This window comes from Sphingomonas sp. Leaf17, assembly GCF_001421505.1.
Classification (GTDB): Bacteria; Pseudomonadota; Alphaproteobacteria; order Sphingomonadales; family Sphingomonadaceae; genus Sphingomonas.
The window spans coordinates 218,401-234,014 of sequence record NZ_LMKL01000005.1 but is presented as its reverse complement, the minus strand read 5'-3'; the positions used below and the strand labels follow the sequence as shown (position 1 = coordinate 234,014).

General features: G+C 69.1%; 9 protein-coding genes. 2 read left to right on the top strand and 7 right to left on the bottom strand.

All coding sequences use genetic code 11. The annotated features are described in order from the left end of the window. Window positions 1-8 precede the first annotated feature (8 nt). A complete protein-coding gene (locus tag ASE75_RS08035; RefSeq protein ID WP_235512558.1) occupies window positions 9-2,471 on the top strand; it encodes a S9 family peptidase in 2,463 nt (820 codons plus the stop codon). Here ASE75_RS08035 and ASE75_RS08030 read toward each other — a convergent pair. From ASE75_RS08030 to ASE75_RS08000, 7 genes are all read right to left on the bottom strand, one after another. After that, entirely contained in the window at window positions 2,458-4,053 is a 1,596-nt protein-coding gene (locus ASE75_RS08030; RefSeq protein ID WP_055931622.1) for a family 43 glycosylhydrolase, read from the bottom strand. The genes ASE75_RS08035 and ASE75_RS08030 overlap by 14 nt on opposite strands. Further along, window positions 4,050-5,516, bottom strand: coding sequence for a DUF885 family protein (locus ASE75_RS08025; protein ID WP_055931619.1), 1,467 nt, complete (start codon window positions 5,514-5,516; stop codon window positions 4,050-4,052). The genes ASE75_RS08030 and ASE75_RS08025 overlap by 4 nt, the downstream gene beginning before the upstream one ends. Next, a complete protein-coding gene (locus ASE75_RS08020) occupies window positions 5,513-9,292 on the bottom strand; it encodes a LamG-like jellyroll fold domain-containing protein (protein WP_055931616.1) in 3,780 nt (1,259 codons plus the stop codon). Before ASE75_RS08020 ends, ASE75_RS08025 begins: the two co-directional genes overlap by 4 nt. Window positions 9,293-9,367: 75 nt before the next feature. Continuing rightward, entirely contained in the window at window positions 9,368-10,654 is a 1,287-nt protein-coding gene (locus tag ASE75_RS08015) for an MFS transporter (protein ID WP_055931613.1), read from the bottom strand. Window positions 10,655-10,678: 24 nt separating this feature from the next. Continuing rightward, window positions 10,679-11,452 carry a 2-keto-4-pentenoate hydratase gene (locus ASE75_RS08010; RefSeq protein ID WP_055932193.1) on the bottom strand — a complete coding sequence of 258 codons (774 nt, stop codon included), beginning with the start codon at window positions 11,450-11,452 and terminating at the stop codon, window positions 10,679-10,681. Between the two features lie 99 nt (window positions 11,453-11,551). Further along, window positions 11,552-12,991: a mannitol dehydrogenase family protein gene (locus ASE75_RS08005; protein WP_055931610.1), complete on the bottom strand. Its 1,440-nt coding sequence runs from the start codon at window positions 12,989-12,991 to the stop codon at window positions 11,552-11,554. Next, window positions 12,988-14,466, bottom strand: a complete 1,479-nt coding sequence (locus tag ASE75_RS08000; protein ID WP_055931607.1) for a UxaA family hydrolase — start codon at window positions 14,464-14,466, stop codon at window positions 12,988-12,990. The genes ASE75_RS08005 and ASE75_RS08000 overlap by 4 nt, the downstream gene beginning before the upstream one ends. A 104-nt stretch (window positions 14,467-14,570) precedes the next feature. On the opposite strand from ASE75_RS08000, the gene ASE75_RS07995 reads away from it, so the two are divergent. Next, window positions 14,571-15,605, top strand: a complete 1,035-nt coding sequence (locus ASE75_RS07995) for a LacI family DNA-binding transcriptional regulator (RefSeq protein WP_055931604.1) — start codon at window positions 14,571-14,573, stop codon at window positions 15,603-15,605. Window positions 15,606-15,614 lie beyond the last annotated feature (9 nt).

Below are 15,614 nucleotides of genomic sequence, written 5' to 3'. Positions count from 1 at the left end.
ATATCGGAATGAAGCGGATCGGGAGCGGCATCGTGATGGCATTGGTGTCGGTGGGAACGGCGACGGGTGCGCTGGCCGGGGCGGCGGCGGGCGATCCGGCCAGCGGGTACCACCGGGCACCCCCCGCGATCGCGCGGATCCTGGAGGCGGCCCCGACCCCGTCGGTCGCGGTCAGCCCGGATCGCACCACGCTGGCCATCCTGGGTCGTGAGAACCTGCCGACCATCGCCAATCTTTCGAAGCCGATCCTGCGGCTGGCCGGCTATCGCATCGACCCGGCGACCAACGGCCCGGCGGAGGTGCGCGTGCAGTGGCTGAACGCGCTGTCGTTCAAGGACATCGCCAGCGGCCGGACCATTCCCGTCGCGCTGCCGGCGGGCACCCGCTTCGCCTCGCCCGACTGGTCGCCCGATGGCCGCCATCTCGCCTTCGTGGTGCAGGAAGCGGACGGGCTGGCGCTGTGGATCGCCGGACGCGACGGTCGTGCCCGGCGACTGGCGCGCGGGCTGAACGCGGCGCTGGGGTCGTCCTTCACCTGGATGCCGGACAGCCGCGCCATCGTCGCGCGGCTGGTCGTCGCCGGTCGCGGGCCTGCTCCGGCTGCGCCCGCAACGCCCGCCGGACCGGTGGTGCAGGAAAGCAAGGGGCGGACATCGGCTGCGCGGACCTATGAGGATCTGTTGCTGAACGCGCATGACGAGGCGCTGTTCGACCATTATTTCACCGGCCAGCTGACCCGGATCGACGCTGCCAGCGGGGCGGCGACACCGATCGGCGCGCCGGGCCTGTATGTCGGCTTCAGCGTCTCGCCGGACGGCCGGTACCTGCTGACCGAACGGTTCAAGCGGCCCTATTCCTATCTGCTGCCCGCCTACTACTTCCCGACCGAGATCGCGGTGACGACGATCTCCGGCCAACCGGTTCGGACAGTTGCCGACCGGCCGTTGGCCGACGACCTGCCGGTCGATTTCGACGCGACCGTGAAGGGTCCGCGCGAACCCGAATGGCGCAGCGACGCGCCGGCCACGTTGGTCTGGACCGAGGCGCTGGACGGCGGCGATCCGAAGGCGGCGGTGCCGTTCCACGATCGGGTGATGATGCAGGCCGCCCCCTTTGCCGCGCCGCCGGTCGAGCTGGCCAAGACCGTAAACCGCCACGCGGCGACGATGTGGGGCGACGACGGCTTTGCGCTGCTGATCGACCGGGCGTGGAAGACGCGGACCGAGCGGCGCTATGCGGTCGCGCCCGCAAGGCCCGGCACGACCCGCCTGCTGGCGACGCGCAACTATCAGGATCAATATGGCGACCCCGGCCTGCCGATCACCGAGGAGAATGCGGCGGGCAAGCCGGTGATGCAGTTCACGCCCGATCATGCGGCGGTGTTCGCGACCGGCGATGGCGCGACGAAGGCGGGCGCGTTCCCGTTCCTGTCGCGGATGCCGGTGTCGGGCGCGGCCCCGACCCGGGTGTGGACGGCGGCGGCCCCCTATTATGAAACCGTCGTCTCGCTGCTCGACGAGACGGGCGACCGGATCCTGACGCGGCGCGAAAGCGCGGCGCAGGCGCCCAATTACGTCCTGCGCAGCGTTGGCGGCGGCACCGCGCGCGCGATCACCGATTTCGCCGATCCGGCCCCCGTGTTCGCCGGCGTGACTCAGCGGACAATCACCTACACTCGCGCCGACGGCCTGCCGCTGTCGGGCACGTTGTACCTGCCGGCCGGCTATGATGCGGCGCGCGACGGGCCGTTGCCGACGCTGCTATGGGCCTATCCGTCCGAATATACCGACGCCAAGGTCGCCGGCCAGACGGTCGATCAGGGCAACCGCTTTACCCGGCCGCGCGGGACCAGCCACCTGTTCCTGCTGACGCAAGGCTATGCGGTGCTCGACGATCCGGCGATGCCGATCATCGGCGAGAACGGGGCGGAGCCGAACGACACCTATGTGAAGCAGCTGGCGGCCGATGCGCAGGCGGCGGTCGATGCGGTGGTGAAGCTGGGGGTGGCCGACCGGGACCGGATCGCGGTCGGCGGACACAGCTATGGCGCGTTCATGACCGCCAACCTGCTGGCGCACACCAGTCTGTTTCGCGCCGGCATCGCCCGGTCGGGCGCGTACAACCGCACGCTGACCCCGTTCGGGTTCCAGGCCGAACAGCGCACCTACTGGCAGGCGACGCCGACCTACACCGAGATGTCGCCCTTCACCTATGCCGACCGGATCAAGGCCCCGATCCTGCTGATCCATGGCGGTGCGGACGATAATTCTGGGACGTTCCCGATCCAGTCGGAGCGGATGTACGCCGCGCTGAAGGGCAATGGCGCGACTGTCCGCTATGTCGTCCTGCCGAACGAGCCGCACGGCTATCGCGCGCTGGAATCGACGAGCGAGACGCTGTGGCAGATGACCGACTGGCTTGACACGTATGTGAAGCCGGCGCGGCCGGCGGGGGCGGCTACAGCGCGGTAAAGCGGAAATCGCGGAAGCGCGCACTGCCCGCCCCGGCGGCGTAGAGGCCGGGGCGCAGCATCAGGAACCCGCCCCGGACATTATGGTGATAGCCCGACACCTCCATCCCGCGATCGAACCGCTGCCATGTCCGGCCGCCGTCGCCGCTGGTGTCATAGGTGACGATATGCCGGTCGTTGGTCACGCGCATCCGCATCGTACGGCCATGCGGATTGGCGGGGCGTCCCCGCTCCGCGCCATATTGATGCGTGACGAAGCGGGTGCCGTCGAACCCCAGCCCGCAATACAGCCGGTCGTCGTAGAATAGCAGCAGGCCGGCGGTCGTGCCCGCGTCAATCGCGATGTCACATTCGAACCGGTAGCGCGTGTCGCCGGCGATCAGCAGCAACGGGGATGAATCGACCGGTGCGGTGCCGCTGGCCGCCATGGTCAGCGTGTTGTCCTTCACCGACACCCGCTTCGCCTCGTCGGGCGCAGGCCGGAAGAAGCTCCATTTCGTCCCCAGCGCCAGCGTGTCGAACCGGTCGGACAGCGCCTGACCGTGGGGCACGCGGCGGCCGCCCTTCGGTGCCGGCAGCGGCTGCGACAGGTCGCCGCCGGTCATGCGGAACCAGCCATCGGCGGTCCATTCGACGGGATCGAGCAGGGTCTGGCGGCCCAGCGTCCAGTATCCGTTCTCATAGCCGTGATACAGCGCCCACCAGTCGCCGGCCGGCCCCTCGACCAGCGAGGCATGGCCGCGCGACCACCAGCGTTCGGCGACGTCGGTGGTGCGGACGATCGGGTTGGCGGGGCAGTCGGTCCATGGTCCGTGGATCGAGCGCGAGCGCGCGGCGATGACCATATGTCCGGTCGGCGGGCCGGCGGTGCCGCCGACCGCGGTGATGAGATAGAACCAGCCGCCGTGGCGGACGATCTTCGGCCCCTCCGGCGAGAAGCCCTCGACGACCCAGTCCGCCGGATAGCGCCACGGGTCATAGACATGCTCGACCGCGCCGACCGTCGACAGGCCGTCATCGGCCAGCCGCACCCGGTCCCCGCCCGACAGGAACAGCCAGCGGCTGCCATCCTCGCCGACGACGTGGCAGGGGTCGATATGCTTGTGAAGCTTCAGGTCGACCGGGTCGCTCCACGGTCCCGCGATCCGGTCGGCGTGGATGACGTAGATGGTGTTCGGATCGGCCTTTACGGGGATGTAGAGGAAATACCGGCCGTCATGCTTTTCCAGGCTGACTGCCCAGACCGAACCGATGTTGCGGTTGAGTGCCGGGCCGATCGGCTGCCAGTTCACCAGATCGCGCGAATGCCAGATGACGAGGCCGGGATAGGAATCGAAACTGGAAAAGGTCATGTAATAGTCCGCGCCGTCCTTCAGGATGGCGGGGTCGGGCCGGTCGCCGGCCATGACCGGGTTCAGGAACCGGCCGTCGCCCAGATCGGCGATCCGCTGGTTGTCGAGGCCACGCCGCCAGTCGGGGGCAGGGGCAGGGCCGGGGGCGGGCGTCGCGGTGGCACTGGCGGGCAGAAGGAGCGCGCCGGCGGCCCCGAGGCCGGCAAAGGCGTCACGCCGGGTGATGGTCATCGCGTTCGTCTCCCAAGATCGTCGGTGCGCCGGCGGCCATCGGCGAGCCGTGCGGCCCACCCGGTGGCGGATTGCGGGGCGTCGGCGATCGCCAGCCAGGCCATCGCCTCGGTAACGCGCGAGGCCGGTTCGATCGGGATCCGCGCCAGTTCGACGTCGAACGGCGCAAAATAGGCCGGCTCCCCCTGCCACGCGACCAGCGCCGCGCGCGCCTGTTCGATCGACCAGCCGTGCCGGTGGATGCCCAGATCGACCAGCGCGCGGGTCACGCGGAACAGCAGCCAGTGGACATGGCCCAGCGCGTCATGCGGATCGTCATAGGCCCCCGTTTTTGCCGCCAGCGTTTCGGCGTGGATGCTCCACCCCTCGACGAACGCCGCCGCATAGTCGATCCGCAAGGGGTGCGGCGGGGCGGCGGTTTCCAGCCCGAGCTGGATCATGTGGCCGGGCAGCAGTTCGTGCGCGACCACGGCCGGTAGCGTCCAGCGGGGGCGGCGGCGAATATCCTTCAAATCGACGACATAGGCCCCGGGCGTGGTCGCGGTCGGCACCACGCGGTAGCCGCCACGCCCGGCGGCGATCTCGGCCGGGGCCAGCGGCCGGGCGACCGCGTCCAGGCACCAGGACGGCACGCCCGGCCCGACCATGGCCGGCACGGCGGCGCGAGCCGTCGCGAGCATCCCGTTCATGTCGGCGATCAGCCGCGCGCGTCCGTCCGCGCTGTCGGGATACAGGAAGCGGTCGTCGCGCCAGAGCCGGGCATAGCGATCGGCGATGGTCCCGGCAGGCGCGCCGATCCGGTCGAACAGCCCTTGCGCGCGGTCATGCAGGCGGTCGCGTTCGGCGATCAGCCGCCGCTCGGCCATGCCCGGCGTCACCGGTCCCAGCGCGCGTTGCAGCAGCAGCGCGTACCAGTCGGCCCCATGCCGCAATCGGCCGATGCCGGGGCGCGTGCCGGACCGGTCGCGCATGGCGTCCAGCGTGGCGATCTGCCGGGTCAGGGCGACCACGATCGACGGGGGAGCAATAGCCCGGGCGGTGGACAGCGCAGCGATGGTACGATCCAGCGAGGCAAGCGGCAGGACAACACCGGCGTCCGCATCGGCGATCAGGCCGTCGGTGTCCGCGTCGATCGCCGCCGGGTCGTTCGGTGCGGCTTTCCACGCGCCGCTCATGTGCGTGACCCGGTACGGCCCCCGCCCGCGTCGTCCGTTGGGGAAGTCGCGCGCGAGCGTCGCGTCGATCGCCAGCCCGGCGCGCGCGCTGGTCAGGTCGAGGTGGTCGCGGATCGGCAGGGCGGTCGGGTCAAAGCCCGCCAGCAATCGCAACGCCCCGGCCGGATCGTCCGCCGCACGGGCAGCCGCCGCGTCCAGCGCCGGTCGCAGCCCGGACCCGGCACGGACGCCGGCGGGGACCAGCGCCGACGCCGCCAGCCCGGCCAGCACGGCACGGCGCGTCGTCACGGCCGCAGCATCACGCGGTTGTTGCCTTGCGTGATCTCCGCCGCGTCGCCGTCCAGCGCGACGCGAACCGCCAGCGTCGCCGGATCTGCCTTTGCCGGCATGGTCAACGTCACCCGCGTGGTTTGGGGCAGCAGGTCGACCGGCGCGGCCAGCGCGGGGATGCGCGCCGTCGCCACCACCGCGCCACCCGCATCAACCAGGTCGGCCCGTCCGCCGCCGGTGCCGACCGCGCCCAGGCTGTGGACGTCGACCGCCACCCGGCGTCCTGTCACCACGATATCGTCGCGGCCGATGCCAAGGTCAGGGCGCTGGTCGACCGGCGTCGATGCCGCGACCAGCGCGAAGTCGAGGACGGTCGTGGTGCCGGGCGCGAAGGTCACGTCGGTCGTGGCGCTGCGTTCCAGCATGACGTCGCGTGGTGGCGCGGTCGGGGTCAGCGTCCGCCCGCCGTCGCTGCTGGTCGACGCCTGCATCGTCCAGCGGCCGGCGGTGACGTTCCACGTCGCCATCGCCGCCGCCTGCGCGACGTCGGTGGTGTTCCAGGCGATGATGCGGAACCGGTCGCGGGTCGCGCCGGGGACGAGGATCGCGACCTTTTCCGCCGCGCCGGCTGCGACGAACCGCCAGCTGACGGTGTTGCCGGGCCATGTCTGGTTGCGGCGCAGCGCAATGCCGCCCAGCCGCTCGCGTTGCAGGATCTCGTTCGGCTGGTCGACGCGGTCCGACCACCAATGCCCTTCCGTATACATATATTCGTGGCTCGCCTTGTCGGCGATCGCGTCGGCGTGCAGCGCCTCCAGCGGGGCGGTGTCGCCCGTCGCGGCCCAGCGGGCATAGCGCGCGAACGGATCGGTCGAGGCCGACGCGGCCAGCGTCGCGCAGACGTCCCGGCCGCCCGGCATCAGGTCGAAGGCATTCTCGTTGAATTCGGCCAGCGCGCCGGCACCGGCCTTCGCGATCCGCGCGGTGATCGGCCGGAGATATTTCGCATCGCCGGTGAAGCGCCACGCCGACCACGCGCCCTGCAGCGGGGTCGACACGCCGCCGCCATCGCCGGCGCGCTCGGCATCGGTGCGCCAGTTGATCTCGTTCGGCCACGACCAGCTGCCGTCCGCCGCCTGTCTGCCATGCGCCATCCACCCGTCGGTGACGCCGGTCACCATGGCGCGCGCCGCCGGACTGCCATTGTACAGCCCCAGCAGGATCGGGCCGTGCAGGACGGTGAAGGAATAGGGCTTCTGCCATTCCCACGCGCCCTCGCGGTACATCTTGCGCCCGCCATACCAGTTGCTGGCGAAGTGCAGATGTCCGGCCGGGTTCTTCAGGATCACGCGCTGAAGCCCGCGCGTGTTGTCCATCAGCCGTTCGACGCTGCGCGGCTCGCCCCAGTTCAGGTACAGCCGCGCGGCGTTGATGTTCAGCCCCTCCTCATAGGCGTGGAGTTCGTCGGTGGTGATCGCGCCGAGGCCGTTCACGATCATGCCGTTGCGGTACACCGCGTCCGACAGCGCGCGGACCGATGCGTTGATCTTGTCGGGATCGACCCCCATCAGCGCAAGGCCCGGCCATTGCTGCACCAGGTCGACGTCATCGGAAATGCCGCCGCCGAAATCGCCATAGGGAACCTGCCGGTTGTCGATCCACCAGTCGACGAAATGACGGACGCGCTTCAGATCCTCCAACTGGCGGAATGCCCAGAGCGGCACGCCGGCGGGCGGCGTCGGCTGGACGAAGGCGGGCATGTTTTCGGGCCGATAGTTGATGTCCGCCCAATAGGCGCGCGCCTGCACATGGTCGGGATCGACGCGCAGCAGGTCGGATATGTCGGCGAACAGCCGCGCATACAGCCCGGCGCGTTTGGAGGCGGTATGCTCCTCGACCAGGAAGCCCCAATTGTCCTTCACCTGCGCGAAGCGGTCGGCGACGTGTTCGGCCTTTGCCGCCCCGCGCGGCTTGAACACCAGCCGGATCTTCGCGCCGTTCAGGCTGTCGGCGGTGAAGTCGGGCGCGGCGCTGGCGATGGTCAGGTACAGGCTGGCGTCGGGCAGGATCCGGTCGCGCAGGTCGAGCCACAGCGTCCGCGCCTCACCCGGCCGCACCGATACCGACAGGTCGATCATGTCGCGACCCGGCCAGACCGGATCCTTCACCCGGATGTTGAGCGGGATGAGGCCGGCGGCGTTGGCGGTCGCGGTCAGCGCGGGAATGTCGATGGCGATGCCGTCCAGCCCGTCATGCAGGTTCTGCCAGCCATAATCGAATGCGCGCGCCAGCGGCCGATCGGGCAGGGCATCCCCGAAGCTGGCCGGGATCAGGATGTGGACGATCGGCGCGTCGTCCTTCGCCCGGACGACCGCGCCGCCTGCGCCGGCGGTCCCGGCCCCGACCGCCGCCTTCAGCCCGGACGACGGCATTGCGACGACGGTGGCGCGCTCGTCGGGCGCGAACCGCCCGGCGATATAGGCGTTGAGGTCGCTCAGCGCGGCGATATCGGCGGAGGTCGCGGCGTTGATGGTATAGGATAGTTTGAAACGACCCGCCGGCTCCGTGCCAGCGCCGATGTCATACGCCCAGATCTCCTGGATCGGCTGTTCCTGCATCACGTTGGTAAAGCTGAGGCGACCGCCGGTACGGGGCACGAACTGGTCGACGCTCCGGACGATCCCTTGCGGTCGTTTGGACAGCGTCGTGGTGGCGGTGCCGTCGCTCCAGTCGAGCCTGCCATAGGCCGCACCCCGGATCTCGACCCGGTTGACGCGCTCGGCAGGCGGGATGGTCAGGTCGTACCGCTTGCCACCCTCGACATAGGTGTTCCAGTCGGGCAACTGGAAATAATCGTCGCGACCGGGCAGTTTCGACCGGTTGTAGACGCCGGGCCACGTCGTCTCCGCAATGCCGTCGACGCCTTTCCACATCCACTGTTTCAGGTCTTTCGCATCGGCGAACTCGACCTTCCGCACGCGGGTGACCGGCGCGTCGAGGGGCGGCGGCGATCCCCGGTCCCAGCCATAGCGATGCAGCCATGCGGCGCGCAGCGCGGCGCGGTCCGCAGGGGGCGGGGGGGCGGGTTCACGTTTGCCGGCCAGCACGGCGACATCGGCGTCCCCGAGCCTATGATCGTAGACGCGGATTTCATCGAAATCCGATCCGCGCATGAAATTATACCGGCTCTGCACCTGATGCGGCGACAGCACCCGACCCGCCAGCCCCAGCTGATCCAGCCCGCTATCCAGATCCGCGCTCTGGTCCTTGCGCGCCACCTCCCGCCCGTCAACGAACAGGCGCACGCCCGTCGTCTCGTCCCAGGCAAAGGCCAGATGCCGCCATGCATCAGGGGCGGGCGGGGTCGGCATCGCCCACGACACGCGCACCCGCGACAGGTTGGCGTCGGTGACGAAGGCGTCGAAGCCGTGACCGTTCCAGTCGATCCGCAGGAACGCCATGTCCCAGCTGCTGTGGTCGGCGAACCCCACGCGGAACAGCACGAACGGGGCCTCGCCGACCGGCTGGCGCGGGCGCCAGAAGAAGGCGAGGGTGCCACGCTGCGCCCGGATATTGCCCGGGGCCTTCCACGCGACATAGCCGTCATCGGCCCAGCGCGCCGCACCGCCGATCGCCCCGTCCGCGACGACATCCGCGCCGCTGCGGAAATTGGGGACCGGGTCGCCGCGCGCGGTGTCGGCGGTCAGGCTGGTGTCGGCCGATACCCGGAACAGCAGGCCGTTGTCCTGTGCCGCCGCTGGTGCGGCGCAGGACAGGGCGAGGATGGACGTCATGACGATACGCTTCACGGACGGTCTCTCCCTTGGGGCCTTTGCGGGGTAACCCCGTCTCTCCGGCGATCGGTGTGGTCAGCGTGGTTCGACCCGGGCGAGGCGCGGCGACAGCAGATGGACGACGGTGATCGCGATCAGATACGTGCTGCCCGCCACCGCGAAGATCAGCGTGTAGCTGCCCGTCGTCTGCAGGACATAGCCGGTGAACTTGGCCATCATCATGCCGCCGATCGCGCCGACCGTGCCGCCGATGCCGACCACCGACCCGACCGCCCCGCGCGGGAACATGTCCGATGGGATCGTGTAGAGATTGGCTGAGAACGCCTGATGCGCCGCCGTCGCCAGCCCGACGATCCCCACCGCGAGCCAGAGATTGTCGACATATTGCGCGAAGAAGATCGGCATGACCGCGAACGCACAGACCAGCATCGTGATCTTCCGCGCGAAATTGGCGCTGTACCCACGCTTCATCAGTTTCGATGACGACCAGCCGCCGGCCACGCTGCCCAGATCGGAAATGATGTAGATGACGACCAGCGGCGGGCCGAAGCTCTTCAGGTCGAGATTGTACGTCTTTGCCAGGAAATCCGGCGTCCAGAACAGGAACAGCCACCAGATCGGGTCGATCAGGAACTTGCCCAGCGCATAGGCCCAGGTTTCGCGGTAGCCCAGCAGCTTCAGCCAGCCGATCTTTTCGGCGGGGTCCGCCGGATCGCTTTCGATATGTGCCAGTTCGGCCGCCGACAGCTTGGCGACTTCCCGCGGGCGGCGATAGATCGCGATCCAGGCGACCAGCCAGATCAGGCTGATCGCGCCAGTGATGATGAACGCCATGCGCCATCCGAACGCGATCGTGATGATCGGCACGATCAGCGGCGTGATGACCGCGCCGATGTTCGCGCCCGCGTTGAACACGCCGGTGGCGAAGGCACGCTCACGCGCCGGAAACCATTCCGACACCGCCTTGATTCCGGACGGGAAGTTGCCCGCCTCGCCAAGGCCAAGCACGACGCGCGCGGCGGAAAACTGGAAGGCGTTGCCGGCAAAGCCGCACAGCGTGTGGCCCAGCGTCCAGATGACGAAGGCAACCGAATAACCGATCCGCGCGCCCAGCACGTCGACGATCCTGCCGAAGCTTAAGTAGCCGATCGCATAAGCGGCCTGGAACCAGAAGATGACGTCGGCATAGGTCGTTTCGTTCCAGCCGAGTTCGGCCGAAATGGTCGGTTTCAGCACGCCGATCATCTGCCGGTCGACATAGTTGATCGCGGTCGCCGCGAACAGCAGGCTGCAGATGAGCCAGCGATAGCGTCCGATCCGGCCCGCCGCGCCGGTGACCTCCGGCGTATCCACGATTGCCATTGGTCTTCCCCTCGTGATGCGCCTCTATCGGGCCTTGATCGTGCAGTGGACGGAGAACCGCCCGTCGAAGCGGGCCTCGACCCGGTCGCCGACCTGCACCGGATGGACGCCGGTGACCGCGCCGGTCGAGATCCACTGACCCGGTGTCAGCGCGATACCACGGCGCGCCAGATGCTCGAACAGATAGCGCGCCGCGCCGAACGGGCCGTCGAGCATCGTCGCGGTCGTCGCCGCGCCGATCCGCGCGTCGTTGATCCACAGTTCGACCGGCCAGGCGTTGATGTCGCCATCACGCCAGCCGGCGGCATCGTCGCCGACGACCAGCCCGTTGTTGTTGCCGAAATCGGACACGGTAACGGTCGCCCCCAGCGCGTTGATGCCGGGGAAGGGGGAACTGGCGATCTCGATGCCGACATGGACCGCGTCGATCAGCGTCCGCGCCTCGTCGATGGTGTAGTCGGTTTTGGCCAAATCGGGCGCGGTGCCGATCCGCAGCAGGAACTCCGCCTCGGCTGCCGCGAACCCGTCGGCGAAGACCGGCATGGCGCAGGGTTCGGCGCCGTCGGCGGTGAAGACCTGATCGGCGAAGATCGGGCCGGCGAGGCGATCCACGCCGTTCAGCGGCGGGTTGATCCGGCCGACCTTCCAGCCCGCGACGACGCCATCGGTCAGCGCGAGCGCCGCGTCCTGCACGGCATACCCCTCCGCCAGCGTCGCTGGCACCTGACCCGGAAACTCGGGCAGCGCCGTGCCGTCGCGCCGCGCCGCGACGAAGCGCCGGGCGATCGCGGTCGTCATGTCGGTCGTGATCGGCTGTATCGCCAAGGGACCTCTCCTGTCGTTTTTATCGTTGACCGCAGCGTATGGGAAACCGGTGTCATTGACAAGCGCATGCCGTCATTCGGCGAAGATTGTCGCCCAGTCGCCCGCTTGCGCGGCTGCAGCGGCGCGTTGCAAGGCGGTCAGCAGCGTCGCGTCGTCCTGCGCGAGGCGCGGGATGCCAAGTCCGCGTTCGGCCAGACGGGCGACCACCGCCGCCGCGTCGCCATCCGCCGCAATTACTTTCAGCGTGTCCGCCGCCGGATCGACGATCGGCCCGCCGTCGTGTGTCCGTTGGATCAGGAACGCGACCCACGCCCCGAATGCGGCGACGATCCGCGTAGGCATCCGCCCCGCCCGCCGATTGGCGATCAGGCTGTCGCCGAGCCGGTAGGGCAGCTTCTGCGATCCGTCCTGCGCGATCTGGTCGAGCCGGTGGACGATCACCGGATTGCGGAACCGTTGCAGCACGGCGGCGCGGTACGCCTGGATGTCCAGCCCGCGCACCGGTGCGAGCATCGGGATGATATCGCGCGCGATCATTGCATCGACGAAGTCCGCCAGATCGGCGTCGCGCATCGCGTCGGCAACGCTGGTCGCCCCGCGCAACAGGCCGGCATAGGCCAGGGTCGAATGGGCACCGTTCAGGATCCTGAGCTTGGCCTGTTCATACCCCGCCACGTCGTCGGTGATCGTCGCCCCCGCCGCACCCAGATCGGGGCCGATCGGCCGGCCGCTATCCTCGATCACCCACTGGGTGAACGTCTCGCGCTGGACGGGCGCGCGGTCGATGACGCCCAGGGTCGTGGCAACATCGGCCTCCAGCCCGGCATCGCTGGCCGGCGTGATCGAATCGACCATCGTCGACGGCACGCGGACCTCGCCGTCGATCCAGTCGGCGAGCGACGGATCACCGGCCCGCGCGAATGCGACCAGTGCCGCCTTCAGCTTGGGGCCGTTGCTGGCCAGATTGTCGCACGGCATCGGCGTGAAGGGTCGGGTGCCGGCACCTTTGCGCGCCGCCAGTCCGGCGACGATCCAGCCGACGACGCTGCGCGGGGTGGCGGATCGGGCAAGGTCGTGGACGATATCGGGATGCGCCAGATCCAGCGTGCCGTCGCCGGCCAGGCAATAGCCCTTTTCCGTGACCGTCGTCGTCACCAGCGCCACCGCCGGATCGGCCAGCAACGCCAGCGTCCGCGCCGCATCCTCCGGCCCCAGGAACGCCCGATGCGCGCCGATCACCCGCATCGCGGGTTCGGCATCGCGAATGGCCAGCGTGTACAATCCGTCCTGCGCCGCCAGCGCATCGACCGTGCCGCGCGTCCGCAAAGACACCGCCGCGATGCCCCAGCGCGGATCGTCGGCCAGCAGTTGGTCGATATACGCCGCCTGATGCGCGCGGTGGAACGCGCCGGGGCCGAAATGAACGATGCCGACCCCGCCGGCCGGACGGTCGCGAGGTGTCGCGATATCGACGGGCAGTCGGTCCAGGGTCGCATGGGACAGGCGGATCATAGCGTTATACCCCGTTTCCAGATCGCGATTTCGCGTTCGCCGTTGCGTTCGGCTGCCGTCTCGACACCGCCTGCGATGGCGATGATCCGGTCGAGCAGCGCGTCGCCGGTTGCCGCCATCCCGTCGTCCAGGACCGCACCCGCATCGAAATCGATCCAGCCCGGCTTGCGGGTGGCGAGATCGGTGTTGGACGCGATCTTGATCGTCGGCACCGGGAAGCCCAGCGGCGTGCCGCGCCCGGTGGTGAACAGGATGACCGTCGCGCCCGCCGCCGCCAGCGCGGTCGACGACACCGCATCGTTGCCCGGCGCCTCCAGCAGGGTGAGGCCGGGGCCGCGCACCTGTTCGCCGTAGCCGATCACGTCGGACAGCTGGGCGTGGCCCGCCTTCTGCACCGCGCCGAGCGACTTTTCCTCCAGCGTGGTGATGCCGCCCGCGACATTGCCGGGGGAGGGATTTTCGGACACCGGTTCACCGTGGTCGAGGAAATACTGCTTGAAGTCGTTCACCACGGCAACGACCCGGTCGAATATCCCTGTGTCGGCGGCGCGGTTCATCAGCATCTGTTCCGCGCCAAAGATCTCGGGGATTTCAGTGGCGATGACCCGACCGCCGGCGGCGGCGACGCGGTCGCTCATCCGCCCGACCAGCGGGTTGGCGGTCAGGCCAGACAGTCCGTCCGATCCGCCGCATTTGACGCCCAGCACCAGCCGGTCCAGCCCGACCGCCGTTCGCGGCGCGGCGGCAAGGACGGCCAGCTCGGCGACCAGCCGGCATCCTTCCGCGATTTCGTCGTCGCTGGCCTGGGTCGTCAGCGTGCGGATCATCGCGTGGCGCGAGGGCGGGATTTCGGCCATCAGCGCGGCGATCTGGTTTTCCTCGCATCCCAACCCGACGATCAGCACGCCGCCCGCATTCGGGTGGTTCGCCAGGTTTGCCATGATCGTGCGGGTGCCGGCCAGATCCTGACCCAGCTGCGAGCAGCCATGCGGATGGGTGAAGGCGTGGACGCCGTCGACCAGATCGCCGACGAGGCCGGCGGCTTTTGCGGCAATGCGCTCGGCGGTGCGGGCGACACAGCCGACGGTCGACAGGATCCAGATTTCGTTGCGGGTTCCCACCCGGCCGTTGGCGCGGACATAGCCGTCGAACGACGGGACCGGCTGGTCGGGCAGGGCAGCGGCGGCGACCGGGCTGTAGCGGTAAGCCAGCGTGCCTTCGAGGCCGGTCTTCAGGTTGTGCGTGTGGACATGCGCGCCCGCCGGGATCGCGCAGGTGGCAAGCCCGATCGGAAAACCGTATTTCGCGACGGGCGATCCCGCCGCGACCGGTATCACCGCGACCTTGTGGCCGCGCGGCACGTCGGCCGCCAGGATGGTCGCATCCGCGCCGTCGAGGATCACGTCGCCGCGCCGGGCATCTTCAAGCAGCGTCGCCACGCTGTCATGCGGATCGACCCGCAGGGCCTTGGCCATGGCATCCTCTTTATATCTGGTAACCGGTGTCACGATCCATGCGCGTCCGTATCCGATTCGGCAAGGCTGGCCGTTCATATCCGTTCGGGCTATGCAATGCATCTATGCAGAAAACCGGTCAGCCGACGATCAACGACGTGGCCCGGATCGCGGGCGTCTCCAAGAAGACGGTCAGCCGCGTCATCAACCGGTCGCCGTTGCTGAACGACGACACCCGCAAGCGGGTCGAGGAGGTGATCGGCAACCTTGGCTATATTCCCAACCCGCAGGCACGCGCGCTGGCGCTGCGGCGCAATTTCCTGATCGGCCTGGTCCACGACAACCCCAATGCGCAGACCGTGCTGAACGTGCAGCAGGGCATGCTGGAGGCGCTGCAGGGATCGGAGTTCGAAATGGTCGTGCGGCCGCTCAATCGCGGCTCGGCGACCATGCTCGACGATTTGCGCCACTTTCTGGAACGCCAGCGGCTGTTCGGTGTCCTGCTGATGCCGCCGGTCAGCGAGAATGATTCGGTGGCGGCGCTGTGCGACTCGATCGGCTGCCGCTATGTCCGCATGGGGTCGGCGGTGATCGACGACGCCGACCACATGGTCGCCTCGAACGACCGGGAGGCGGTGCGTGCCGCGACCGAATATCTGATCCGGCAGGGGCATCGGCGGATCGGTCTGGTCGCCGGGCCGCACGGTTTCCGATCCGCGCACGAACGGCGGCTGGGGTTCGAGGACGCGCTGGCCGCCGCCGGGATCGCCCTGCCGCGCAGCATGATCGCCGATGGCAACTACACCTTCGAATCCGGGCTGGTCGCCGCCGAACGGCTGCTCGACGTCATGCCCCGCCCGACCGCGATCTTTTCGTCGAACGATGAAATGGCGGCCGGGATCATCCACGCCGCGCGCCAGCGCGGGCTGGATATTCCGCGCGACCTGTCGATCGTCGGCTTCGACGACACGCCGATCGCCGCGCATGTCTGGCCGCCGCTGACGACGGTGCGCTGGCCGATCGCGTCGATGGCGCGATCCGCCGCTTTGAAACTGATCGCCGGCGAGGATGGCGGCGACGTGATCGAGGAGCCGTCGCTGTTCCTGTCGACGCTGATCCGGCGCGGGTCGGTGGCGGCGCCGTTCGACGACGGGGTTTGACGGGTGGTG